23 protein-coding genes and 2 tRNA genes are annotated in these 22,576 nt (G+C 61.2%); 18 read left to right on the top strand and 7 right to left on the bottom strand.

Annotation, left to right across the window (positions count from 1 at the left end):
• Nucleotides 1-99 precede the first annotated feature (99 nt).
• The 3 genes from FFT87_RS01265 to FFT87_RS01255 all read left to right on the top strand — a co-directional run bounded on the left by FFT87_RS01265 (nucleotide 100) and on the right by FFT87_RS01255 (nucleotide 2,230).
• Nucleotides 100-1,389, top strand: a complete 1,290-nt coding sequence (locus FFT87_RS01265; RefSeq protein WP_219949581.1) for an LCP family protein — start codon at nucleotides 100-102, stop codon at nucleotides 1,387-1,389.
• Nucleotides 1,390-1,454: 65 nt separating this feature from the next.
• Nucleotides 1,455-1,543: transfer RNA gene (locus FFT87_RS01260), tRNA-Ser, on the top strand.
• 81 nt (nucleotides 1,544-1,624) lie between these two features.
• Nucleotides 1,625-2,230: a nucleoside/nucleotide kinase family protein gene (locus FFT87_RS01255; protein ID WP_219949580.1), complete on the top strand. Its 606-nt coding sequence runs from the start codon at nucleotides 1,625-1,627 to the stop codon at nucleotides 2,228-2,230.
• Between the two features lie 29 nt (nucleotides 2,231-2,259).
• Here the strand turns inward: FFT87_RS01255 and FFT87_RS01250 are convergent, their stop codons facing one another.
• Nucleotides 2,260-3,066 (bottom strand): hypothetical protein, encoded by an 807-nt coding sequence (locus tag FFT87_RS01250; RefSeq protein ID WP_219949579.1) that lies wholly within the window; start codon nucleotides 3,064-3,066, stop codon nucleotides 2,260-2,262.
• Between the two features lie 168 nt (nucleotides 3,067-3,234).
• Here FFT87_RS01250 and FFT87_RS01245 point away from each other — a divergent pair, with 168 nt between their 5' ends.
• The 4 genes from FFT87_RS01245 to FFT87_RS01230 all read left to right on the top strand — a co-directional run bounded on the left by FFT87_RS01245 (nucleotide 3,235) and on the right by FFT87_RS01230 (nucleotide 5,958).
• Nucleotides 3,235-3,774: a YaeQ family protein gene (locus FFT87_RS01245; protein ID WP_219949578.1), complete on the top strand. Its 540-nt coding sequence runs from the start codon at nucleotides 3,235-3,237 to the stop codon at nucleotides 3,772-3,774.
• A gap of 67 nt (nucleotides 3,775-3,841) precedes the next feature.
• Nucleotides 3,842-4,405 carry a redoxin domain-containing protein gene (locus FFT87_RS01240; RefSeq protein WP_255559998.1) on the top strand — a complete coding sequence of 188 codons (564 nt, stop codon included), beginning with the start codon at nucleotides 3,842-3,844 and terminating at the stop codon, nucleotides 4,403-4,405.
• A 48-nt stretch (nucleotides 4,406-4,453) separates the two neighbouring features.
• Nucleotides 4,454-5,203, top strand: coding sequence for a FadR/GntR family transcriptional regulator (locus FFT87_RS01235; RefSeq protein ID WP_219949577.1), 750 nt, complete (start codon nucleotides 4,454-4,456; stop codon nucleotides 5,201-5,203).
• A gap of 20 nt (nucleotides 5,204-5,223) precedes the next feature.
• On the top strand, nucleotides 5,224-5,958 hold the full coding sequence (locus tag FFT87_RS01230; protein ID WP_255559997.1) for an SDR family NAD(P)-dependent oxidoreductase: 735 nt from the start codon (nucleotides 5,224-5,226) through the stop codon (nucleotides 5,956-5,958).
• A 10-nt stretch (nucleotides 5,959-5,968) separates the two neighbouring features.
• On the opposite strand, the gene dgoD is transcribed toward FFT87_RS01230, so the two are convergent.
• Complete coding sequence (dgoD, locus tag FFT87_RS01225; RefSeq protein ID WP_219949575.1) at nucleotides 5,969-7,114, bottom strand: galactonate dehydratase; 1,146 nt, start codon at nucleotides 7,112-7,114, stop codon at nucleotides 5,969-5,971.
• A gap of 332 nt (nucleotides 7,115-7,446) precedes the next feature.
• Here dgoD and FFT87_RS01220 point away from each other — a divergent pair, with 332 nt between their 5' ends.
• The 6 genes from FFT87_RS01220 to FFT87_RS01195 all read left to right on the top strand — a co-directional run bounded on the left by FFT87_RS01220 (nucleotide 7,447) and on the right by FFT87_RS01195 (nucleotide 13,349).
• Nucleotides 7,447-8,901 (top strand): glyceraldehyde-3-phosphate dehydrogenase, encoded by a 1,455-nt coding sequence (locus FFT87_RS01220; protein WP_219949574.1) that lies wholly within the window; start codon nucleotides 7,447-7,449, stop codon nucleotides 8,899-8,901.
• A gap of 90 nt (nucleotides 8,902-8,991) precedes the next feature.
• Nucleotides 8,992-10,020, top strand: a complete 1,029-nt coding sequence (locus FFT87_RS01215; protein ID WP_219949573.1) for an isopenicillin N synthase family oxygenase — start codon at nucleotides 8,992-8,994, stop codon at nucleotides 10,018-10,020.
• A 469-nt stretch (nucleotides 10,021-10,489) separates the two neighbouring features.
• Nucleotides 10,490-11,596, top strand: a complete 1,107-nt coding sequence (locus FFT87_RS01210; RefSeq protein ID WP_219949572.1) for a Gfo/Idh/MocA family protein — start codon at nucleotides 10,490-10,492, stop codon at nucleotides 11,594-11,596.
• On the top strand, nucleotides 11,593-12,441 hold the full coding sequence (locus FFT87_RS01205; protein ID WP_219949571.1) for a fumarylacetoacetate hydrolase family protein: 849 nt from the start codon (nucleotides 11,593-11,595) through the stop codon (nucleotides 12,439-12,441). The genes FFT87_RS01210 and FFT87_RS01205 overlap by 4 nt, the downstream gene beginning before the upstream one ends.
• Nucleotides 12,438-13,187 carry an SDR family NAD(P)-dependent oxidoreductase gene (locus tag FFT87_RS01200; protein WP_219949570.1) on the top strand — a complete coding sequence of 250 codons (750 nt, stop codon included), beginning with the start codon at nucleotides 12,438-12,440 and terminating at the stop codon, nucleotides 13,185-13,187. The genes FFT87_RS01205 and FFT87_RS01200 overlap by 4 nt, the downstream gene beginning before the upstream one ends.
• A gap of 86 nt (nucleotides 13,188-13,273) precedes the next feature.
• Nucleotides 13,274-13,349: transfer RNA gene (locus tag FFT87_RS01195), tRNA-Arg, on the top strand.
• Between the two features lie 115 nt (nucleotides 13,350-13,464).
• On the opposite strand, the gene FFT87_RS01190 is transcribed toward FFT87_RS01195, so the two are convergent.
• Entirely contained in the window at nucleotides 13,465-13,749 is a 285-nt protein-coding gene (locus FFT87_RS01190; RefSeq protein ID WP_219949569.1) for a helix-turn-helix domain-containing protein, read from the bottom strand.
• A gap of 134 nt (nucleotides 13,750-13,883) precedes the next feature.
• Here FFT87_RS01190 and FFT87_RS01185 point away from each other — a divergent pair, with 134 nt between their 5' ends.
• The 3 genes from FFT87_RS01185 to FFT87_RS01175 all read left to right on the top strand — a co-directional run bounded on the left by FFT87_RS01185 (nucleotide 13,884) and on the right by FFT87_RS01175 (nucleotide 15,713).
• Complete coding sequence (locus tag FFT87_RS01185) at nucleotides 13,884-14,828, top strand: sodium-dependent bicarbonate transport family permease (protein WP_219949568.1); 945 nt, start codon at nucleotides 13,884-13,886, stop codon at nucleotides 14,826-14,828.
• Between the two features lie 5 nt (nucleotides 14,829-14,833).
• Nucleotides 14,834-15,136 carry a transcriptional regulator gene (locus FFT87_RS01180; RefSeq protein WP_219949567.1) on the top strand — a complete coding sequence of 101 codons (303 nt, stop codon included), beginning with the start codon at nucleotides 14,834-14,836 and terminating at the stop codon, nucleotides 15,134-15,136.
• Nucleotides 15,137-15,320: 184 nt separating this feature from the next.
• Nucleotides 15,321-15,713, top strand: coding sequence for an HsmA family protein (locus FFT87_RS01175; protein ID WP_219949566.1), 393 nt, complete (start codon nucleotides 15,321-15,323; stop codon nucleotides 15,711-15,713).
• A gap of 56 nt (nucleotides 15,714-15,769) precedes the next feature.
• On the opposite strand, the gene FFT87_RS01170 is transcribed toward FFT87_RS01175, so the two are convergent.
• Nucleotides 15,770-16,585 (bottom strand): dienelactone hydrolase family protein, encoded by an 816-nt coding sequence (locus tag FFT87_RS01170; protein ID WP_219949565.1) that lies wholly within the window; start codon nucleotides 16,583-16,585, stop codon nucleotides 15,770-15,772.
• A 161-nt stretch (nucleotides 16,586-16,746) separates the two neighbouring features.
• On the opposite strand from FFT87_RS01170, the gene FFT87_RS01165 reads away from it, so the two are divergent.
• Complete coding sequence (locus FFT87_RS01165; RefSeq protein WP_219949564.1) at nucleotides 16,747-18,324, top strand: carbohydrate-binding domain-containing protein; 1,578 nt, start codon at nucleotides 16,747-16,749, stop codon at nucleotides 18,322-18,324.
• A gap of 132 nt (nucleotides 18,325-18,456) precedes the next feature.
• Here FFT87_RS01165 and FFT87_RS01160 read toward each other — a convergent pair whose 3' ends face one another.
• The 3 genes from FFT87_RS01160 to FFT87_RS01150 are packed head-to-tail and all read right to left on the bottom strand — an operon-like array spanning nucleotide 18,457 to nucleotide 21,247.
• Nucleotides 18,457-19,794 carry an MFS transporter gene (locus FFT87_RS01160; RefSeq protein WP_219949563.1) on the bottom strand — a complete coding sequence of 446 codons (1,338 nt, stop codon included), beginning with the start codon at nucleotides 19,792-19,794 and terminating at the stop codon, nucleotides 18,457-18,459.
• 41 nt (nucleotides 19,795-19,835) lie between these two features.
• A complete protein-coding gene (locus FFT87_RS01155) occupies nucleotides 19,836-20,297 on the bottom strand; it encodes an RpiB/LacA/LacB family sugar-phosphate isomerase (RefSeq protein ID WP_219949562.1) in 462 nt (153 codons plus the stop codon).
• A complete protein-coding gene (locus FFT87_RS01150) occupies nucleotides 20,294-21,247 on the bottom strand; it encodes a ribokinase (RefSeq protein WP_219949561.1) in 954 nt (317 codons plus the stop codon). Before FFT87_RS01150 ends, FFT87_RS01155 begins: the two co-directional genes overlap by 4 nt.
• 184 nt (nucleotides 21,248-21,431) lie before the next feature.
• On the opposite strand from FFT87_RS01150, the gene FFT87_RS01145 reads away from it, so the two are divergent.
• Nucleotides 21,432-22,424: a LacI family DNA-binding transcriptional regulator gene (locus FFT87_RS01145; protein ID WP_219949560.1), complete on the top strand. Its 993-nt coding sequence runs from the start codon at nucleotides 21,432-21,434 to the stop codon at nucleotides 22,422-22,424.
• Nucleotides 22,425-22,576: the final 152 nt, after the last annotated feature.

Genomic DNA, 22,576 nt, shown 5'->3' with positions numbered 1-22,576 from the left:
AACACTTGTGGCTTTTCTCAGGTTCTTAGGGGCGAGAACTGTAAGATTGGCGAATCTGCTTGTCATTAGTTGTATTTGGGGATTGAAAGGGGGCGTGCGATGAGTGAACTTCGTCCACGCTCAGAGCTGCGTTCGCGCTCTGTCGCTCGCACTAGCTCGAACGAGGCACCCAAGGTGCAAGGTTTGGCGCGCCACGGAAGGCTGAAGAAGCCCGGCCCGTGGGGTTCGATCGCAAAAGTCGTTGCGGCAACACTCGCCGTTCTCATGGTGAGCGGTGGCGCTGTTGGCGCCGTCGCCTTCAACAGCATCTACGGCCAACGAGACACCGTCACTCTCGTGGGCGAGACCGATGGTCCGCCGCCTCAGATCGGCAGCTATGAGGGTGGATTCAACATTCTCATTGCCGGCAGCGACACCCGCGCCGGCCAGGGCGGCATCGGCGGAACAACTGAAGACGCCGCTGGCGAGCTCAACGACGTCAACATGATCTTGCACGTCGCCGCTGATCGTCAGTCCGCTGTCGCCATTAGCTTTCCCCGCGACATGGTTATGGGTATTCCTGAGTGCCCGAGCAGCGACGGCGACTACAACAAGCCATACTCCACGGAAGCGCTCAACACCGCGATGTCCTACGGCGGGCTGCCCTGTGTAGTTCTTACGCTCTCTGAGTTCACTGGGCTCGACATCCAGTTCGCAGGAGTCATCACTTTCGATGGCGTCATCCAGATGACGAATGCCATCGGCGGCGTCGATGTTTGCGTCAACGGCCCCCTCATCGATGACTTCACCGGCATCAACCTTCCTGAGGCAGGCACCTACAACCTCAAGGGTGGTACGGCACTCGCATTCCTTCGCTCCCGTCATGGTGTCGGCGACGGTAGCGACCTGACCCGCATCAGCTCGCAGCAGGTGTACCTCTCATCGATGGTTCGCACGCTCAAGAGCTCCGACACCCTCACCGACTACAAGAAGCTCTACAACCTTGCGGATGCTGCGATCGCCAACATGCAGCTCTCGAAGGGTCTTGCCGACATCCCCACAATGGTGTCGATCGCCCTAGCGTTGAAAGACATCCCCTTGGATCGAATTCAGTTCGTGCAGTACCCCGGGGGAACCGGTGGAACTGGTGTCTATTCTGGCAAGGTGCAGCCCAACGAGTATCAGGGCGACAAGATGATGGCCTTGGTCGCCGCAGACCAGCCCTTCGAGCTTGCGGACGAGACCGATGGTCAAGGCGCAGAAGCTGACCCGAACGCACCAGTTGCTGAGCCAACTCCCGAGGCTACGGAAGGCTCAACTGCGGCCCCCGTTGACGAAGATTTGGAAGTGCTCGATGTGCGCGGCCAGAACGCCGCGACCTACAGCTGCTCGGTCACTAACTACTACTAAACCGGCCAATTCCTGGTTCGGTTCGTCGTACAGCTCATGACCCGTTATGATTGCTGAGTACGTCTGGAGACGTCGCATAGTCCGGCCTAGTGCACCACCCTGCTAAGGTGGAGTACCCGTAAGGGTACCGAGAGTTCAAATCTCTCCGTCTCCGCTCTGCGAAGAAAACCCTTGATTATTCAGGGGTTTTCTTGCGTTAAGAGCGACCGCATTTTCGGTCAGGCGAAGGGACCACGTGAAGACTTACACGGTTGACGAGGCAGTTGAGCGTATCGCCGTCCTGGGAGTCCAGGGCGCAGCTCGTCCCTACCTTCTTGGCGTTGTTGGCCCTCCCGGAGCCGGAAAGTCGACGCTCGCTGAATTGATTACCGCTCCGGTGTTACCGATGGACGGCTACCACTTTGCGAATGAGTATCTCGACCGTCTGGGGCTTCGCCAGCGGAAAGGCGCCCCTGAGACTTTTGACGCTGCCGGGTTTGCCTCAGCGCTCCGGCGATTACGGGATGGTCAGGATGTCGTTGCACCTCGCTTCGATCGAGAGATCGATGAGGGCATTGCGGGGGCGATTGCCCTGCGCGGTGACGACGCCGTAATCGTTACGGAGGGCAACTACCTGCTCCATGATCGCGGTGGCTGGCAAGTGATCCGCCCGCTACTCGATGAGGTGTGGTACCTGGAAATCGACGACGATGTTCGCCGCGACAGGCTCATCGAGCGGCACCGTCGCTATGGGCGATCGGCGGTGGATGCCGCTCGTTGGGCCGCAGAGGTCGACGAACCCAACGCGGTTCTTGTCCGCGCTACGCGGGACCGCGCCGACGCTGTCGTCGTTTCGCGCTGACCGCGCGCGAGCTGATCCTCAGTCGTCGGCTACTGGGAGACCAATGTCCAGGGGCCGTCGCCAGTTACTTCGATTATTGACGGACCATCGGTCCACCGAATCGGCCCGGAGTACGAGCCGATCTCGTTGACCAACGACTCCCAGATTCCCCCTTCAGGAGGGAAGCTCGAAACGATCGAGTTTGATTTTCCGGTGAAGTCAGCCTGCACAACACCGGCCGGCCCGTTGTAGACATAGACGGCGTCTGTTGATCCCGAAATGTCAAAAGGCCAATTGATGACGGGAATGGCTGACGCGGGATTGAGATTGATTGTCCACGAGCCAGAAGTTTTGATGTCGAGGTAGGCAGTCGCGCCCGAAGAGGACCACGTATTGAGGAGCACGGTGCCTGTGTAATCTTCGGTCTGGTACATCAAGCTGTTTCCGATCTGCTCCAAGTTCGAGTCGAGTTCGGTGACCTCAAACTTGTCGCCCCCAGAAGTGACAAATTCAGCTGCCGTCAACGCGCCGGGACCGTCAGGGAGCTCAACCGGGAGAATCTGATTGCCTTGGCCGGAGTAGCTCACAGCTTCCGCAATAGTGGTCGAGTCTGGTGCATCAGCGCTCTCAGTCGCGACGGCTGAGGGCTGCTCGCTAGCGTTCGAAGTGTCGGTTTCAGCACCCCGACTGGCCAGATCCTGCTGTACGCCGAGGCCAATGAGCGCGATGCTGGAGAGGACGACGACGGTGACCAAGAGAACCACTAGAGCGATGCCGCCAGTAACGACTGCCCACATGGGGAGAGTGATCTCGCTCGTGCGACGAGGTTTGGGCGGCTGGGGAATCTCAGTCGTCACAGGGTTTCCTTTACTGGTGAATTGGCGGTACCGAGCCTAGCGGCTTCTCACATTGCGCAGAGCGAACGGTCGCGACCCCGGCTCCACGAGCACGCAGCGGGACATCGCGGGTCGATGACGCGGCTGTATGACTTTTCACGCAGCGTCAAGCGGCTAGGCTCAGTCGCTATGGCAGCTGGCTCAACGATCCACACCTTCACGGTGCAATTAGCGGATGTCGATCGCGGCGTCTACGAAGATTTCACTCTGCGGGTCGCGCGTCATCCCTCTGAAACCGACCTCTATATGGTGACCCGACTCCTGGCGTACTGCCTCGAGTACGAGGAAGGCATCGTCTTCAGCGAGGGGGTGTCGTCGACCGACGAGCCCGCCGTTCTCGTGCGTGATCTCACGGGAACAATTACTGCGTGGATTGAAGTGGGGGCGCCAGATGCGGCCAGGCTTCACTATGGCAGCAAGTTGGCCGACCGGGTGGCGATCTATACGCACCGCGATCCTGTGAAGGTAGCCGCCCCGTGGGCGGGCAAAAAGATTCACAACGCGACAGCAATCGTATTTCGCAGCTTCGACCCAGGTTTCATTGAAGAAACTGTGACCGCGCTCGAGCGACGAAATGCTGTCACTCTCTCGGTGACCGAGGGGCAGCTGTATCTCGAACTCAACGGAACTACCGTGACCTCAGCGCTGCACGACCACGACGTCGCGTAGCCGAGCCGGGTATAGCGCGCGACGTTCTCAGCGAGTTCCCGCTAGCTGACAGTTTCGTCTGAGCGGAATGATTGTTCGCTCGTATGGTGTTCTCTCCACCATGAGCATCCTGCCGCGCACCCAACCTCCTGCCCTCTCCCTGCCGCTGGCGCGTGGGGGAAGCACCGACGATCTCGCGCTCGGCACCGGTGCGGATGGCCGGTTCACGCTCATCGTTTTCTACCGTGGCTTGCACTGCCCGGTGTGCCGCAAGCAATTGCGTGAGCTCGACGAGAACATGGACGAGCTGCGGGCAGCCGGTGTGGGACGCATCGTGGCCGCCAGCATGGACACCCTCAAACGCGCCACCATTTCCCTTGATGATTGGGAGCTCACCCGTCTGCCGATCGCCCACGGCCTGACTGACGCACACGCACGCGAGTGGGGTCTCTTCGTGTCCAGCGGCTTCAAGAAGGGCGAGCCCGATTTCTTTAGTGAACCCGGTATGTACATTCTTGACGCCGATGGCACCGTGTTCTGGAGCACCGTCTCCAGCATGCCCTTCGGGCGGATGCCCGTGAAAGCGCTCATCCATGGGCTCGAGTACGTCACGGAGAATGACTACCCTGCCCGGGGCACTGTCGCGCCGTAGCGCGTCACTCGACCGCGCGAACGCGAGCGGGGCAGTATTATCGCGGGGATGACTACTTTCTCCCGACGCGGCCTGCACGGGCACGTTGTTGACGTGCTCGGGCGCCGCATTATGCGTGGCGACTTGGTGCCTGGCGACATTCTCGATCAGGATGCAGTGCTCACCGAATTTCAGGTGAGCCGCACGGTCATGAGGGAAGCCATCAAGGTACTCACGACTAAAGGACTTGTGGATGCGCGTCCGCGCTTGGGCACCTACGTCACCGAGCGGGCGCGGTGGCAGTTGCTTGACGGTGACGTCATGGCCTGGCGATCTGAAGGCGTTCCCGATTCTCTCCTTGTCCTTGAGCTGAGCGAAGTTCGTCACGTACTCGAACCAGCTGCCGCGAAGCTGGCGGCAGTGAGACGCACCGAGCAACAGTGTGTCGCGATCGAGGAGGCGATGAACGCCCTCGCTGCGACGTTCGTGAGCAGCGAGGCTGAATCTCACGCGGCGGCCGACTTGGCATTCCATCGAGCGGTGCTTGCGGCATCCGGCAATGAACTGTTGGCTCGTTTTGAAGTGGTGCTTGAACCAGCGTTGCAGGCCCGCAATCAGATCGCGTTCGAACGCGAAACGACCACCCAGTTCTTGGATTCGCATCGCGCCGTGGTTGACGCCATTGTCGCTCAGGATGCCGACGCTGCGCACCTAGCGATGACAACGTTGATGAGTCAGTCTGCTCGCGATTCTGAAGCCATTGTGAGCACAGATGCTGACGGCGCCGCCCTCGTCAAGAACCGCAAGCGAGCACTCTAATGGGCGACGAAGGCGACACGATGCGTACGGTTCTGATCACCGGAGCAGGGCACGGCATCGGTGCAGCCTGCGCCAGAATGTTTGCCGCTGCCGGCGACGATGTCGTTGTCTCTGACATTGATACGGCTGCCGCGGTCGCGATTGCTGAGGAGATTCGTGCCGCCGGTGGATCAGCGACGGGAAATTTCCTAGACGTCTCCGATCCCGCAGCTTGGCAGGCGCTTTCGCGTGAGCTTCGTTGCGCTGCTCGCCTGCCGACGGTCATTGTGAATAACGCCTTCTTTGACGTAGCAGGCGTCGCGCACGAACAGTCTGAAGACAACTGGAGCAAACAGCTCTCAGTGACCCTCTCATCCGTTTATCGCGCAATGCACACCTTCCACGACACTCTCACCGCAGCGCACGGAAACATGGTCAACGTCTCGAGTGTTCACGGTGTGCTGGCGTGGACTGAACAGCCGGCCTACGCCGCAGCCAAGGGCGGTCTGATTTCGTTAACCCGCCAGCTCTCTGTCGACTACGCACCACACGTTCGCGTGAATGTTGTTCTTCCTGGCTCAATCCAGACGCGCCAATGGGATCACCAGGGCGCCGCAGAACTTGAGCTTGCGGCCCGACAGGCGACATTGCAGAGACTGGGCACACCCGAAGAAGTTGCCTCGGTCATCCAGTTCTTGGCCGGGGATGGCGCCTCATACATCACCGGTGCATCGCTGCTCGTTGACGGGGGAATGACGACAACACTCGGCGCCTAGCGCTAGCGGGCTACCACTCAGCAAGGGCGCCATCGTCGTGACGCCACACGGGGGAGCGCCACTGGTGCCCGATCTTGTCGGCAGCGCGCACCGCGGCTTCGTCAATGTCGATGCCGAGCCCCGGCTTGGTGAGCCGCTCGATGTACCCACTCGTGAAGTCGAAAACGCTCGTATCCATGAGGTATTCGAGCACGTCTGATCCGACGTTGTAGTGGATGCCGATGCTCTGTTCCTGAATAAGAAAGTTCGGTGTGTTGAACCCGACTTGCAAACTCGACGCCAAGGCAATGGGCCCGAGGGGACAGTGCGGCGCGAGCTGAGCGTCGAACATATCGGCGAGGGCGGCGATGCGGCGCACTTCGGAGATTCCGCCGGCGTGGGAGAGGTCGGGTTGCACGACCGCGACACCCGCCTGAAGCGGCCCGAGAAACTCATTGCGGGAGAAGAGGCGCTCGCCGGTGGAGATGGGGATCGAGGTTGAGGCGACAATGCCGTCAAGTAGGTGCGACTTTTCGGGCACGACGGGTTCTTCAACGAAGAGGGGAGCGTAGGGCTCGAGCAGGGGGAGCACGCGGCGCGAGTTGGCCACGGTCATCCGTCCGTGAAAGTCGATGGCCATGTCTCGGTCGGGGCCAAGAACTTCGCGGGCGAGGGCGGCTCGTTCGACAACTTCGTTGATGGCGCTGACGGTGCCGATGGGCTTCATCCGTCCGCTGCCGTTCATCTTGACGGCGGTGAGGCCAGAGCTCACTTGTTGGGCAATGTTGTCGCGCAGTTCGGACGGGTCATCGCCGCCAACCCAGCCATACATGCGGATGCGATCGCGCACGGCGCCGCCGAGGAGGTCGTGAACGGGAACGCCGCGAGCCTTGCCTGCGATGTCCCAGAGCGCCTGGTCGATTCCGGCGATGGCGCTCGAGGCTACAGGGCCGCCGCGGTAAAACCCGCCGCGGGTGAGTACTTGCCAGTGGTCTTCGATGCGGGTGGCGTCGAGCCCCACGAGGTACTCGGCGTGCTGTTCGACGGCAGCGCGCACGATGTCGGCTTGGCCTTCAACAACGGGTTCGCCCCAGCCGACAATGCCGTTGTCGGTCTCGATGCGCACGAACAGCCATCGTGGCGGTACCAAGAATGTTTCGATGCGCGCGATCTTCACGGTGCTCCCTCGATTAGTAAATCCTATTATCTTACTATTCAAGCCGCGCGTGCGAGAAAGCTGAAGCTAGAGTGCGCGTTATGGATGACGCGGCGCCCCACGCCAGTGACTGGCGCAGTGAACAGCTCGCCTGCCTGCCTGATGCTGCGATGAATGATGTCATCGCTGCTCGCCCACGTTAAGAATCGCCCCCTTTGGCAATCTCTAAAGTGTTGCCAGAACTGCCCCCGACTGCCTGCGCGTGCCGAGCATCCGTCTGGAAGAATAGATTTCGGGCCAGCCGCGTTACAAGCGCGCTCGCGGCCCGTGACTCTGCAGTCGGAAGGAACCTGATGCAACGCGAACACAGCGACGAATTTGCCCGATGGAATGCCCGCCAAGAACTGGCCGAGGCAATGATCCCCCTCATCGGTGGGCTGTATCGCAACCGCGGCGTCGTGACCTCCATTCACGGCCGCCGCCTCATCAACCAGTCGCCAGTCGAGGTGCTCAAGGCTCACCGCTTTGCGCGTCAGCTCAACGAGAGCGAACTGCCGATCGAAGAAACTATGCCGATGATGCTCGCGCTGTCGGCGATGCCGCTGAATTCGGCATCCATCGATCTGGCAAAGCTCGTCAACCGATTTCGCGAAGTCGGTGGCGAGCTAGGCGACTTCTTGGCCGCCGAGCTTGAGCCGGTGCTGAAGAACGGCCACGAGACGAAACCGGTGGGCGCGGATGTCGTGCTCTACGGTTTCGGCCGGATCGGTCGACTGTTGGCCCGAATCCTCATCGCGCACGCCGGCAACGGCGAGGGGCTCCGCTTGCGGGCCATCGTTGTGCGCAAGGGATCAGACAACGACCTCGTGAAGCGTGCCAGCCTGTTGCGTCGCGACAGTGTTCACGGACCGTTTGAGGGAACCATCTCGGTCGACACCGAAGCGAACACGATTCTCGCAAACGGCACGCTCATTCAGGTGATCTACTCGAACGATCCAGCCACAATCGACTACACCGAATACGGCATTTCGGATGCCATCGTCGTCGACAACACCGGTCGCTGGCGTGACGAAGAAGGCCTCGGTCAGCACCTCAAGTCGAAGGGAGTGAAGCGGGTTCTCCTCACCGCTCCCGGCAAGGGCGACATCAAGAACATCGTCTATGGCCTCAACCACGACACCATCGCCGACTCAGACGCCATCCTCTCTGCTGCGTCGTGCACGACCAACGCAATTTCACCGGTGCTCAAAGCGATCAACGACCAGTACGGCATTGAGCACGGTCACGTCGAGACGGTGCACTCGTACACGAACGACCAAAACCTGACCGACAACTTCCATTCCGGCGACCGTCGTGGCCGCTCGGCCCCGATGAACATGGTCATCACCGAGACGGGCGCTGCGAAAGCAGTTGCGAAGGCGGTTCCGGAGCTGGCGGGATTGCTCACCGGCAGCGCCATCCGGGTTCCCACCCCGAACGTGTCGATGGCAATTCTGAACCTCAATCTGGCGACCGAAACCACCCGTGACGACGTGAACCGTTACCTGCGCAATCTCTCCCTTGACTCGACTCTGCAGCAGCAGATCGACTTCATCGATTCACCGGAGATCGTCTCGAGCGACTTCACCGGCTCGCACCGCGCCGGCATCGTGGATGGCCTCGCGACGATCAGCACGGGCAAGCACCTCGTGTTGTACGTCTGGTACGACAACGAGTTCGGGTACACCAGCCAGGTGGTGCGCGTTATTGAACATATGGGCCAAACGCACCCGCAAGTTATTCCCGAACGCGCCGTAGTCGGAGCATAATTTTCCGAATTGTGATCGTGTTGCGCCCACCGTTAACGCTGTGGGCGTAACAAAGGAAAACTCTCAGGACTCTCGTGTGAACATCGTTAAATGAACGATTCTGCGCTCCCCGTAATTGACCTCTCGCTACTCGATGGCGGCCCAGAAGCTGCCGCCAAGTTCCGGGATGATTTGCTGAGCGCGACCCACGATGTTGGGTTCTTTTACCTGGTCGGGCACGGCGTCGATGAGACATTGATGGATGACCTGCTCGCGGCATCCCGAGAGTTCTTTGACTTGCCCGCCGAGCAGAAGTTGGCCGTTGAAAACGTCAAGAGTCCGCAGTTCCGCGGCTACACGCGGGTCGGCGGCGAACTGACTGAGGGCAAGACCGATTGGCGCGAGCAGATCGATGTCGGCCCCGAACGCGACGTCATTGACAACGCGGCCGGGCTCGCCGACTACTGGCGCCTCGAAGGCCCCAACCTGTGGCCGGATGCCGTGCCGCAGCTTCGTGAGTTGGTCAACGAGTGGAATGACAAACTCAGCGCCGTCTCGCTTCGCCTGTTGCGCGCCTGGGCCCACGCTCTCGGAGCCCCGGAGGACGTCTTCGACAACGCCTTCGCCGAGAAGCCCTTCCCGCAGCTCAAGATCGTGCGGTACCCCGGTGAGTCCAACCCGGAGCCCAAGCAGGGCGTCGGTGCTCACCGTGACGGTGGCGTTCTGACGCTGTTGATGGTGGAGCCGGGCAAGGGCGGCCTGCAGGTCGACTACAACGGAGAATGGGTGGATGTTCCGCCCATGCCCGGTGCCTTCGTCGTGAACATCGGCGAAATGCTTGAGCTCGCAACCGAGGGATATCTCAAGGCGACGCTGCACCGCGTAATCTCGCCGCTCATCGGGGATGACCGCATCTCGATTCCGTTCTTCTTCAACCCCGCCCTCGACACCGTGATGCCCCAGTTGCAGCTCCCGCCCGAGCTCGCCGCTCAAGCGCGCGGGCTGTCGCTCGACCCCACGAACAGTCCCATCCTCGAAACGTATGGAGACAATGCGCTCCGCTATCGAATGCGCGCGCACCCCAACGTTGCCCAGATTCATCACGACGATCTGATCCAGGGCCCGCGGGGTGCGATCTAGAACTGCTCGCTGACGCGACTCGAGTGCGGCTCACCCTTGCGGGTGGGCCGCACTTTGTTGTGCGTGCGGCGTGCGGCGTGCGGCGTGCGTTGTGCGTTGTGCGTTGTGAGTGCGTACGTACGCACACCTACGTACGTAAGTACGTACGTGCGTGCGAGAGTGAGTACGGTGCGGCGTAGTGCGTGGCGGCGTTGCTCGGTATGCCCGGTATGTCCGGTATGCCCGGTCGCGCACTGCCCCTTCGGAAATTCAGGAGATTTAGCCTTTTCGGGGCGTTGGCCCGCTGCCTGAGCCAAATACGGCGCCAATCTCCTGAGTTTCCGACAGTCAGCGGAAGCCACCCCGGAAGCCGCCCGGAAGCCGTCCCGGAATCCGGCCAGCCGCAGCCTTGCCCCTGCATTGCCGCCTGACACTGTTTGATATATCGTTTGATCACGAGTTTGACCGCCTATGAGAGCCGGAGTGATCTGTGTCGCACTACCCAGAACGTGAACCCGCCGAGGCGTATACCGTTGTGCTGCCCGATCGTCCGCGCCCGATTGTCATGATTGGCGCCGGCGGAATCGTCAAAGACGCGCACCTTCCTGCCTATCGCAAAGCAGGGTTCACGGTGTGGGGGATTGTGAACCGCACGGCGGCCAAGGCACAGGCGCTGGCTGATGAGTTCGGCATCCCGAATGTGTTCACGTCGCTGTCGGATGCTGTAGCCAAGGCCCCTGCGGACGCCGTCTACGATCTCGCCCTCATGCCCGAGCAGTATCCCGCGGTTCTCGACCAGTTGCCTGATGGCGCCGCCGTGCTCATCCAGAAGCCGTTTGGGCAGAACTTGGCCGAGGCGCGAGTGCTGCTTGAGATCTGCCACCGCAAGAATCTCGTTGCTGCCGTGAACACGCAGTTGCGGTTCGCGCCGTACGTGGCGGCGGCTCGCAAACTCATTGCCGAGGGCGCGATCGGCGAGCTCTACGACCTGGAGATCCGCGTTGCTACCGAGACACCCTGGGAGATCTTCCCGCACGTTCTCGGCATCGAACGCCTCGAGCTCAACATGCACAGCGTGCACTACATGGACCTCGTGCGCTCATTCCTGGGCGACCCCGATGGCGTGAGCGTTGCGACCGTGCGGCATCCGGCCAAGCCTCAGGTCTCGAACACTCGCTCGACAATCATCATGCGCTACCGGGACCGTCCACTGCGGGTCACGATCAGCACTAACCACGATCACGGATTCGGGGGCGACTTCGAAGAGGCTTTCATCAAGTGGGAGGGCACCAAGGGCGCCATTCGCGCCCAGATGGGTCTCATGCTCGACTACCCGCGCGGCGGCCCTGACGCGCTCACGATTGCGTACACCGACAAGCCCGAGCTCGGTTGGCAGCCGATCCCCTTCGAGGGAACCTGGTTCCCGGATGCCTTCATCGGCTCGATGAGCGCCCTCCAACGCTATGTCGAGGGTTCCATTTCTGAACTTCCGACCTCGGTCGATGACGTCATGCACACCATGGCCGTCGTCGAGGCTGGCTATGAATCACAAGAGCGCGAAGGTATCGCGTTGGCAACGAAGGAGAACACTCAGTGAGATTTGCGCGACTCGGGCCGGTTGGCTCAGAAATTCCCGTGGTGCTCCACGACGGCGGAGCCTTCGACCTGCGCTCCATCGCGGCAGACATTGATGGCGCGTTCTTCACCGCTGGAGGGGTCGATGCTGCTCGGGCCGCTGTCGCTGCCGGCTCGCTTCCCGCTATCGCGACCGAGGGCATGCGCGTCGGTGCGCCCATCGCCCGCCCGGGAAAGATCGTCTGCGTCGGCCTCAACTACAGCGACCACGCTGAAGAAACCGGTGCAACACTTCCCGACGAACCCGTCATCTTTATGAAAGACCCGAGCACGATGGTCGGCGCCTTCGACGACGTGCTCATCCCGCGCACAAGCGTGAAGACTGACTGGGAGGTTGAGCTCGGCGTCGTGATCGGCGCCACTGCTCGTTACCTTGACTCCCCGGATGACGCGGCCGCCGTCATTGCCGGTTACGCCGTGTCGCACGATGTCTCCGAACGCGCCTTCCAGCTCGAACGTGGCGGAACCTGGGACAAGGGTAAGAGCTGCGAGACGTTCAATCCGTTTGGGCCTGAGCTGGTGAGCGCCGACGAGGTGGCCGACCCTCAAGCCTTGGGCTTGCGGCTCTGGGTGAATGGTGTCGAACGCCAGAATGGCACGACCGCGAATATGGCGTTCGGTGTCCACCACATCATTTGGTACCTGAGCCAGTTCATGGTGCTGCAGCCGGGTGACGTCATTAACACGGGAACCCCTGCAGGCGTCGCGATGGGCATAGAGGGCCAGCCGTACCTGCGCGCTGGCGACGTCGTTGAACTCGAGATTGACGGCCTCGGTCGCGCTCGCCAGACTCTGGTGCAGGCATGAGCGCCGAATTCGACGGTCTCGTCGCCGTCGTCACCGGTGGCGCTTCGGGCATCGGCCTGGCTTCGGCGCTCGCGCTAGAAGCGCGTGGCGCGACCGTTGCGGTGCTCGATCTCAATACAGAGGGGTTGGATGCTCGGCTCCACGGGTTCACCGCTGACGTGTCTGATCGTGCGTCCGTCGATGTGGCGATTGCAGCGGTGGGGGAGAAGCTCGGCGCCATCGATATCGTCGTGAACAATGCCGGCATCAGCGCGGTCGGAACCGTCGAAGACAACGATGACGCCGACTGGGCACGCGTGCTCAACATCAACGTCACCGGTATGGCCCGGGTATCCGCGGCAGCGCTGCCGTGGTTGCGCAAGTCGCAGCACGCGGCGATCGTGAACCTCTGCTCGATCGCCGCACTCAACGGCCTCCCCGAGCGCGCGCTCTACAGCGCATCGAAGGGTGCCGTTCTCGCTCTCACCTACGCGATGGCAACTGATCATGTGGCGGATGGTGTGCGTGTCAACGCGGTCAGCCCGGGCACAGTCTCCACCCCGTTTGTGGAACGGATGCTGCAGGGCTTCGACGACCCCGTCGCCGAACGTGCCGCACTGGATGCCCGCCAGGCCACCGGACGCATGGTGACACCAGAAGAAGTCGCCGGCGCGATCGCGTATTTGGCGAGCCCACTTTCTGGCTCGACCACGGGTACCGCGCTCGAAGTTGACGGTGGCGTCGCCCACCTTCGCGTCAGAAAATAGGCGCTCGCGGCATCCGACTGCCGGAAGTGTCAGTGGGAGGCCCAAACCGCTGGTATAGTTTTCTGGTTGGCGCAAGTCAATAAGATGCGCCCGTAGCTCAGCGGATAGAGCAATTGACTACGGATCAATAGGCCGGGGGTTCAAATCCCTCCGGGCGCACCACTCGAGAAAGGCCCCGCCTGTTTTGGCGGGGCCTTTCTTTTTTCGTTTGTCCAGTCTCCGGGGGCGAAGGCTCCCGGCGCCAGTGCGAATAGGCAGACCTTCGGCTGCCATGCGCCTACGCGCGGTGTTCGGACCCCAGTGTCTTGAGCAATTCGCCGATCTGGTGGTGGCGCTCCAGGGGGTGCCGAAGCGGTAGATCCGGGTAGAGCTCGTAGCTGTTGCGTCGGCCATCCCGCTTGCGCGTGAGATACCCGTCTGCGACAAGTTCGGCGATGATGCGCTGGGCGGCTCGTTCGGTGATGCCGACGGCTTCGGCGATGTCCCGTAGCCGCATGGTGGGGTCCCTAGAAACAGACAGCAGAACGTGTGCGTGATTGGTCAGGAAGGTCCAGCTGTTCATCGTTCCATCCTAGGTGACACGCGCTGTGCAATACACGCTATGGTTATCGTGTATTGCACAGCGTATATCGAAGAGGTTGACCCTTGGGCGCCTCCTATGGGCTACGGACCGTAAGCGAACCAGAGAGTCACCGCGTGATCGATCCCATCATCCTGTTCTTCCTGCTCGGAGCCGTCGCGGGCTTGCTGAGGTCGGAATTGCGTCTTCCGGCAGCAGTGTACGAGTTCGTCAGCATCGTGCTGCTGCTCTCCATCGGGCTCAAGGGCGGCGTCGAACTCGCCAAACAGCCCTTCTCCACATTGCTGCCGCACATGGGGGCTGTGGTGGTCATGGGCCTCGTGCTAACCCTGCTCGCATTTCCTGTCCTGCGCTATCTGGGACGCTTCACGCGTGCGGACGCCGCCTCAATCGCCGCCCACTACGGATCCGTGAGCGTCGGCACCTTCGCGGTGGCCGTCGCATACCTCGGCAGCAGGCAGATCCCTTTCGAAGAACACATGCCGCTGCTTCTGGTGATGCTCGAGGTGCCAGCCATCCTGGTGGGAATTGTGCTCGCGCGAGGAATCTCACGAGAGATGCGCTGGAGGTCGGTGGCCCACGAGGTGTTCCTCGGCAAGGGAATTGTTTTGCTGCTGGGTGGACTGCTCATTGGTTGGGCAGCCGGACCGGACGGGTTGAAGCCGATCGAGCCGTTCTTCTTCGATCTGTTCAAAGGATTCCTCGCCGTGTTTCTCCTAGAAATGGGGTTGATCACCGCAAAGCAGATCGGAAGCCTTCGCCGCTACGGGCCATTTCTGGTCGCCTTCGGAATCGGGATGCCACTCTTCTCGGCGCTGGTGGGCACCTGGCTGGGCTGGGTTCTTGACCTCTCCGTCGGCGGAACGGCAATCCTGGCGACGCTGGCGGCGAGTGCCTCATACATCGCGGTGCCGGCGGCCATGCGCATTTCCGTGCCCGAGGCGAACCCCACGCTGTCACTTGCCGCGGCACTGGGAATCACCTTCCCCTTCAACGTCTTGCTCGGCATCCCGATCTACCACGCACTTGCCGTGTGGGCACATACATTCGCGAGAGGATAAGAACCATGCAAAGCCATACCCGCAGGTTGTTGACCGTCATCACAGAAGCCGCGGTCGAGAGCATCCTTGTTCGAGATCTTGACCAGCTGAATGCCCACGGGTACACCATCACCGACGCCCGCGGCAAAGGTAACCGCGGTGTTCGCGATGCCGGCTGGGAGGCCAGTAGCAACATCCGCATCGAGGTGGTGTGCGACGCGGAGACGGCCGAAGCAATCGCCGCATACCTTCAGGAGCACTACTACGCCGACTACGCCATGATCCTGTTCATGAGCGATATCGAAGTGCTACGACCCACGAAATTCTAAGCCGCCGCTCGAATCTTCGCGCAACGGCGCGATGTGCGCTAGAACGGGCCGCCTGCTCCATCAGAACCGAATCGGCACACGCCGAGGCGAAGAGCGCTTCGACAAGGTTGAGCGGGTCGCGGCGAGCAACTAATTGAGCCGATCCATTTTCGCTCGGGAGTCGTAAACAGCGCAAGATAGAGGGATGCTGCTGCCTGCGATCATCCTCATCACCCTCGCCCTTGTCTTTTACACCGTCGGGGTGTGGAGCGAGCGAGTGCAGAAAGTGCTCAAGCCGTGGCACACCGTATTCTTCGGGCTTGGGCTAGCTGCCGATGCGACGGGCACCTTTTTGATGAACCTGATCGCGACCGAGAATCGTGCGGCCGGGATCGAGCAGGGCGCCCTGAACCAGTTGATGGGCGTCACGGGAGTGATCGCGATCGTCCTCATGGCCGTGCATCTCGCATGGGCAATCGTCGTGCTGGTGCGCAATCGTGAAACCGAGAAGACCAGCTTTCACCGGTTCTCTGTCATTGTGTGGGCGATCTGGCTCGTCCCGTACATCGTTGGTGCGCTTGGGTCGAGCCTCGGCTAGATCAAGCCAGCTCGCGTAGTCAGCGACACCGGCTCGACGAGAGCAGTCAACGCTGCTCAACCGATGCGTTCGCGCAAGAACTCGACCACCCGGTCGCGGGCGCCCGCCGCCGAGTTCGCCGGGTTCTCGCGCACTTCGCCGGTCAGCACCGAGTGTGCGGTTGCGGCGTAGCCGTCGGGGTTTCCTGGCGAGGAATCCAACTGAATAACCTCGAAGGCGTCGCCGAGGCGGGCCTTGATGGTGTCGAACCGGGCGCGCGGGGCGGCAGTGTCCTCGCTGAAGCGCAAGCCGAGAGCGCAGACTTCACCGGCATCCGCTCGGGCGGCGATGCGATTAAGTTCGTCGGGCGAGACCCCAGCATCGAGCTGGCGCGCGCGGCCCAGGGGAAACGGGATTGCCGGCTGGCTGAGAACGGATGCTGCCACGGAGTCGTCGATTGCCGCGGCTAGGGCAAATCCGCCCGTGAAGCATTGCCCGATGACGCCAACGCCTCGCCCGGGAGTGCGAGCAGCAAGGTCGGAGGCAACCGCCCGAAAGTAGTCGGTGACGGGACGGGATGAATTCGTTGCGAACGCGCGGAACTCGGCGGCCACGCACAGCCGCAGCACGACCCGCGTCATGTACCCCAGAGTCTTCACCTTGCCGGGCTGGCCGAACGGTGAGGGCACGACCACGGTGAAGCCCGCGGCGACAAGGTGCTCGGCCAGGCCAAGCACCTCCGGTGTGATCCCGGGGATCTCTGGGATGAGCACCACCCCTGGTCCCGAACCTTTTTCGAAGCAGTCGTACGTCATGCCCGCGGCGGTGAAGGGCGCGCGAACCCATTCGCTCAGGTCGCCGACCGGTGCGGCGGAAGCGCTCACGGCTGTCATGGGTCAATCTTCTCTTACGAAGCCGTGATGCGGCAGGAGCGGGCAGGGGCCGATGTCAGCACGCCGTTTCGACATCCACGGCTCACGTATATCTTGCTCATAGAAATGTCATAGGGAACCCCGGTGTAGTGGAACTTGTCACCCACCAGAGGAGCTTGATCATGAAGCGAAATCACTTCACCCTTACCGCCGCAGTCAGCACGTTCTTGATAGGCGGGGTGCTGTTGGCCGGATGCACGACTGCCGTCGAAACTCCCGCCGTCACCTCCAGCGTGACCGCCGAGGTCAGCGAGGCGAGCGCCAATCTGAACTTAGGACCCGTTGCGACAGAAGTTCTCGCGGCAAACGCAAACTCGACGACCACGAACGATGACGAGTGGACCCTCGATGGCGCCGTTTCGATCGCCCTCGACGGGTCCACTGCGACCGCCGACGGCGATGGCGTCAGTGTCTCGGGTTCCACGATCACCATCACGGCGGCCGGCACCTACATTTTCTCGGGGCAGCTCGACGGCCAAGTAGTCGTCGACACCGACGATGAAGATGTCGTCGCACTCGTGCTCGACGGAGTAGAAATCGCTAACTCAACGAGTGCCGCGATCGCGGTCGTCAACGCCGAAGACGTGGTGGTCTCGCTCAGTGGAAACAACACCCTCTCCTCCACTGGAGACGACGCCGACCTCAATGCCGCACTCTTCAGCGACGCCGATCTCACCATCTCGGGCGACGGATCGCTCACCGTGAGCAGCTCGATCAACGATGGCATCACGAGCCACGATGACCTCGTCATCCTCTCGGGCGACATCACCGTCACCGCGGGCGACGATGGACTGCGCGGCAAAGACTCGCTGACCATCGAGGGCGGCACCGTCACGGTGGATGCCGGCGGCGATGCTCTCAAATCAGACAACGAAGAAGACGAAACGCGCGGCTACGTCTACATCGCAGGCGGCACTGTTGCCCTCACCGCAGCGGATGACGGAGTGCAGGCAGAGACCGACATCGTGATCGCAGGCGGTTCGACCACGCTCGCTGGCGAGGACGACGGGCTCAAGTCCGAGGTCAACATCGTGATCTCGGGCGGCGGAACCGCTGTCACGAATTCCTACGAGGGCATCGAGTCGTACTACATCACGATCGAGGGCGGCGTACTCGCGGTCAACGCGAGCGACGACGGCATCAATGCGACGAGCGGCACTAGCACCACCACCGACGTCGGCGGCATTGTCGAAGCGGATGACGGTGCGATGGTGGCGATCACCGGCGGCGAGACAACGGTCAATTCTGCCGGCGATGGAATCGACTCCAACGGTTCCATGCTCGTGACGGGCGGCACCACCACGGTGTTCGGTTCAGCGGAAGACCGCGAGGGTGCTCTCGATGCGAACGGCACCATCGTGGTCGAGAGTGGAACAGTCCTGGCCGTCGGCATGACCTTCATGGCCACTTCGCCCGAATCGTCCTCGGCTCAGGGCTGGTTGAGCGCCTCGCTCGAGCAGGCTTATAGCGCTGGACAGACCGTGCAGGTGCTCGACAGCAGCGGCACAGTGATTGCCGAGTTCACCTCGATCAAATCGTTCCAGTCGGTCGTGCTGTCGGATGCCGCCATCACGAACGGCGACACCTACATGGTCACGGTCGATGGCGAGACTGCCGGAACTGTGACTGCCGGAGTCGCGGCGGCGGGTAGCGAAGGCGCCGGTGGCGGAGCTCCCGGCGGGGGAGCACCTCGCCCATAGGTAGCGATTACCGCTGTGTGATTACTGGCTAACGCTGGCGACAAAAGCCCCGCACTCTGAAGGAGTGCGGGGCTTTTGTGTGAGCGAAGGTTCAGCGCGTGGTGATTGCGCGCCCAGTGGTGTGAATTTTGATTAGGCGATCCGATTTTTTTCTTCGGCGACGAGTGCGTTAATCCGGGCGCGCTCTGCCGCACCGAAGGTCTCTTTGGTGACCAGAATGCCGATCAGGCCCACAATTGCCGCTGTCATGTAGAGAAGGGATGCTCCCGGCCATCCGATCCAGCCGACGAGCAAAGCTGCGAGGAGCGGTGCAAATCCTCCGATTGCGGCGGCGATCTGGTAACCGAGAGACGCGCCTGAGGTGCGGGTGGAGGTGCCGAACTGTTCTGTGAGCAGTGAGCCCTGTACTCCGGTGAGCGAGGCGTGGAGGATTCCAATTCCAAAGATGAAGACGCCGACGACAAGCGCGGGGGTTCCATCTTCGGTGAGAAGGTACATCGGGAACGCGAACAGGATGGCAACCACGCACGCAACAATATAGATCGGCCGACGACCAACTTTGTCTGTCAGCGAACCCATGATGAAGGTGACGAAGATGGCGGTGATGCTTGCCGCCGTAATCGCAGCTAGTGCTAGCGGGCGGATGTCTGGGAACCGGCCCGAGAGGTAGTTCAGAAAATACGTAGCAGTGGAGTAGTACGCAAACGACTCAACGATGCGCAGCGCGATTACGCGCAGGATGCCGCGCCAATCCTGACGGATCGTAGTTAAGAATGGGTTCTTCTCAATCTTTCCTTCAGCCTTGGCCGCCTCGAACTCTGGCGACTCTGAAAGTCGTGACCGCACAATTAGCGCTACTACTACAAGGACTGCACTCAGAAGGAAGGGGATACGCCAGGCCAAATCGCCCTCAATGTTCGAACAAAGTAGGAACATGCCGCTAGCGAGAGCAATACCGAGTGGGTTGCCGGCCTGGGGGATCGCGGCGTACATACCGCGACGGTTCCACGGTGCGTGTTCGTACGCCATCGTGATGGCACCGCCCCATTCTGCGCCGAAGGCGAGCCCTTGGATGATTCGAATGATGACGAGCAGAATAGGCGCGATTACTCCGGCCTGAGCGTAGGTGGGGAGGAGGCCGATGAGGAAGGTCGCACTGCCCATCACGAGCATCGCCCCTACGAGTACAGGCTTGCGTCCGAACTTGTCTGCGAGGTAGCCGCCAATCGCTCCGCCGAGCGGGCGCATAAGGAATCCCACTGCCAGCGTCGCAAACGCGAGGAGGGTGCCGACGAATCGGTCGCTTTCTGGGAAGAAAACCGCGCCGAAGTACAGGGCGGAAGCGGTGCCAAAGGCGATGAAGTCGTAGTTTTCTACGCTCGTACCAAGCGCGGCGGCGACCGCTGTCTTGTTGCGATCTTTTGAACCCAGCGCAGATTTGCGTTGGGTTGCGGTAGTGGTGGTCGTCATGGGTGGATCTCCTTTGATCGGTGAGGATGGGGCGTTGAGGGTTAGTTTTTCGGTGGGGGGCCGAGCAGATCGAGAGCGTTCAACTTTTCGACGCGGCGGCGCGTGTCTTCGTCATCGTCGAACGTGGCGTCGAGAAACTCGCGCACAATGTCATCAATGAAGGCGGGTGGTACGAGCCATGCACCGAGCGCGATGACGTTGGCGTCGTCGTGCTCGACGGCTTGGTGCGCGGAGTACGACTCATTCGCGAGGCCACATCGGATGCCAGGGATCTTGTTGGCAGCCATGATCGCGCCAGCTCCGGTTCCACACACCAGCACTGCACGGTCCGCGGTGCCGTCGAGTACTGGAGCACAGGTGTCTTGGGTGACGTCCGGGAAGTCAACAGGATCGGTGCTTGTCGCGCCGCGCTCGATCACGGTATGGCCGAGGCGTTCGATCGCACTAATGATGCGCTGTTTTAGAGGGAACCCAGCGTGGTCCGCTCCAACGGAAACTCTCATACGAGTCTCTTTTCTGTGAGGGTAGCGAGCATAGATTCGACGGCCTCGAGTTGAGGAATCGATGTGGATGCGCCGGTTTGAGTGACGGTAATTGCGCCAGCCGCGGCCGCAAGTTGGAGTCGATCAACCCACGGAAGGGCGGGCTGAGAGGCGAGATAGCCAACGAAGGCATCTCCGGCCCCGGTCGTGTCGCGTGGCTGTGCTTTTGGAGCGGGGACGCTACCGTGTTGCGCACCGATAGTGAATATCAACCCCTCGGAACCCAAAGTGCATATCGCGTCAGTGCGGAGCTTGCGAGAAACCGCGGTGAGGAGTTCGCCCAGCTCGGAACTGGAACCTTCGTCGCCGTGCGCCACTTCGAGCACAGCACCGACTCGCTTCAATTCATGCTCATTCACGATAAGAAGGTCGAGGTCGTGCACCAACTCAGCTGCGCTCATCGGAGAGGGGGCTGCATTCCAGATAACGATGGCTCCAGCGGATTTTGCGAGCCGGGCGGCGGCGAAGTTGGCGGCCGCAGGCACTTCATTTTGCAGCACGAGGATGTCGCCGGCACTTATCGTGGCCAGCCCAGTCTCAGCGATCAGTTCATTGAGGTGGGCGTTGGCGCCGGACACGACAACGATGGAATTCTCTCCAGAGTCGTCTACGCAGACGATGGCGCGACCGGTTGTCGTTGAGCGGAGTGTGACGATCAGGTCAGTGTCGACGCCTCGCGCTGCGAGTTCCTCAAGAACCATGGTGGAGTCAAGGTCGTCTCCAACGGCGCCGATCATGCGAGTAATCGCGCCAGCCGATGCGGCCGCGATAGCTTGGTTAGCACCCTTGCCTCCGGGCGATGTACTCACGTCTGACGCAATGACGGTCTCGCCCGGCTGCGGAATAGCGGCTACGTGGTGGCTGCTGTCGACGTTGATGCTGCCGAAGACAAAAACGGTATTGGGCATCATTCACCTCCTCGCGATTATTCATGGAAACGTTTCCATGGCGGTAATGAACTCAATAGTGCATCACTGGCTCGCATCGCGCAACCTCAGAATTTTCGACGACAAGGAATAAACCGACAGCGTCACGCTCGCGCCAGCCGGTTGCTATGCGATACGTTTGGGAACGTTTCCACGGAAAGGTGTTGTGATGGCGACAATCAAGGATGTTGCAGCCAGGGCGGGGGTAGCACTCGGCACAGCTTCACGCGTGCTATCGGGCAGCAGCCAGACGTCCGTTGATTCCCGCTCACGCGTCCTTGCGGCGGCGTCTGAATTGAACTACATCGCAAACGGCCCGGCTCGTTCGCTGCGTCGGGCGCGAACGGATGTTCTTGGACTGCTCGTCTCAGACATCCGCAACCCATTCTTTTCTGAACTGGCTCATGCCGCGGAACAGGAAGCTGGGCGGCTTGGGTACACCATGCTCCTTGCGAACGCCAACGAGGACCAGTCCAAAGTCGATGAATATCTACGCATCCTCGCATCGCAGCGAATTGATGGTCTACTGCTCTCACCACAGGGAGGGCTCTCTTCGCAGCTGGCCGCCATCTGTGCCACAGGGCTGCCGCTAGTACTCATGAACCGCACGGTTCACGGACTCGACGCGCCCATGGTCGGAACTGATAACGCCGGAGGCGTAACAGCGGTGCTGGAGTGGCTTCACAGTCGCGGACATCATGACGTTGCTTTTGTCGCCGGGCCTTCGACAATATCCACTGGTGCTGAACGTCTCGCTGCATACCGGGCTGGCCGTGAAGCTCACGGGATCAGCACGGATGAGGCGCTCATTGATACCGGAGACTTCCTTCCCGGTGGTGCCGCGAAGGCGATGCATCGCATCCTCGATCGAGGTGTGCACCCCACCGCAGTCTTCGGAGCAAACGGCCCCACCACGATGGGTGCAGTGCGAGCACTGCGGGAGCACCTTGGCCCTGGCTGGTCAGAGCAAATTTCCGTGGTGTCCTTTGACGACCTTGACTGGTTTGAGTTTGCGTCGCCTCCTATTAGCGCTGTGCGCAATGACGCGGCTGCGATCGGGCGCCTCGGCGTCGTGAGTCTCGTAAACCTGATCGAGGGGCGAGACGCGGAATCGCAGCGAGTCCAGACAACATTTATCGACCGCTCTGAACTCTTCGCCTGAGCCGCAGCTCCTGCGGGGTCCGCATCACTCGTGACGGCCCGCGAAGCAGGGTCGCCAACGCGGTACCGCCTCAAGCCCACCGAATCCCATCTTTCTTGCCGCAAGCAAACTCCGGTAGAGAGCAATCGTAAACCTGAGTGGTAGTTGGCTTA

It is taken from the genome of Salinibacterium sp. M195, from assembly GCF_019443965.1.
Lineage (GTDB): Bacteria > Actinomycetota > Actinomycetes > Actinomycetales > Microbacteriaceae > Rhodoglobus.
Note: the sequence above shows the minus strand (reverse complement) of the source record. Positions and strands in the feature narration are given on the sequence as shown.

Bases quoted from the DNA above. Each gene is read 5' to 3' on its own strand.
- FFT87_RS01265 (WP_219949581.1), top strand. From the start codon at position 100: ATGAGTGAACTTCGTCCACGCTCAGAGCTGCGTTCGCGCTCTGTCGCT.
- FFT87_RS01245 (WP_219949578.1), top strand. From the start codon at position 3,235: ATGGCAGCTGGCTCAACGATCCACACCTTCACGGTGCAATTAGCGGAT.
- FFT87_RS01240 (WP_255559998.1), top strand. From the start codon at position 3,842: ATGATTGTTCGCTCGTATGGTGTTCTCTCCACCATGAGCATCCTGCCG.
- FFT87_RS01235 (WP_219949577.1), top strand. From the start codon at position 4,454: ATGACTACTTTCTCCCGACGCGGCCTGCACGGGCACGTTGTTGACGTG.
- FFT87_RS01230 (WP_255559997.1), top strand. From the start codon at position 5,224: ATGCGTACGGTTCTGATCACCGGAGCAGGGCACGGCATCGGTGCAGCC.
- FFT87_RS01220 (WP_219949574.1), top strand. From the start codon at position 7,447: ATGCAACGCGAACACAGCGACGAATTTGCCCGATGGAATGCCCGCCAA.
- FFT87_RS01215 (WP_219949573.1), top strand. From the start codon at position 8,992: ATGAACGATTCTGCGCTCCCCGTAATTGACCTCTCGCTACTCGATGGC.
- FFT87_RS01200 (WP_219949570.1), top strand. From the start codon at position 12,438: ATGAGCGCCGAATTCGACGGTCTCGTCGCCGTCGTCACCGGTGGCGCT.
- FFT87_RS01190 (WP_219949569.1), bottom strand. From the start codon at position 13,749: ATGAACAGCTGGACCTTCCTGACCAATCACGCACACGTTCTGCTGTCT.
- FFT87_RS01180 (WP_219949567.1), top strand. From the start codon at position 14,834: ATGCAAAGCCATACCCGCAGGTTGTTGACCGTCATCACAGAAGCCGCG.
- FFT87_RS01175 (WP_219949566.1), top strand. From the start codon at position 15,321: ATGCTGCTGCCTGCGATCATCCTCATCACCCTCGCCCTTGTCTTTTAC.
- FFT87_RS01170 (WP_219949565.1), bottom strand. From the start codon at position 16,585: ATGACAGCCGTGAGCGCTTCCGCCGCACCGGTCGGCGACCTGAGCGAA.
- FFT87_RS01165 (WP_219949564.1), top strand. From the start codon at position 16,747: ATGAAGCGAAATCACTTCACCCTTACCGCCGCAGTCAGCACGTTCTTG.
- FFT87_RS01160 (WP_219949563.1), bottom strand. From the start codon at position 19,794: ATGACGACCACCACTACCGCAACCCAACGCAAATCTGCGCTGGGTTCA.
- FFT87_RS01155 (WP_219949562.1), bottom strand. From the start codon at position 20,297: ATGAGAGTTTCCGTTGGAGCGGACCACGCTGGGTTCCCTCTAAAACAG.
- FFT87_RS01150 (WP_219949561.1), bottom strand. From the start codon at position 21,247: ATGATGCCCAATACCGTTTTTGTCTTCGGCAGCATCAACGTCGACAGC.
- FFT87_RS01145 (WP_219949560.1), top strand. From the start codon at position 21,432: ATGGCGACAATCAAGGATGTTGCAGCCAGGGCGGGGGTAGCACTCGGC.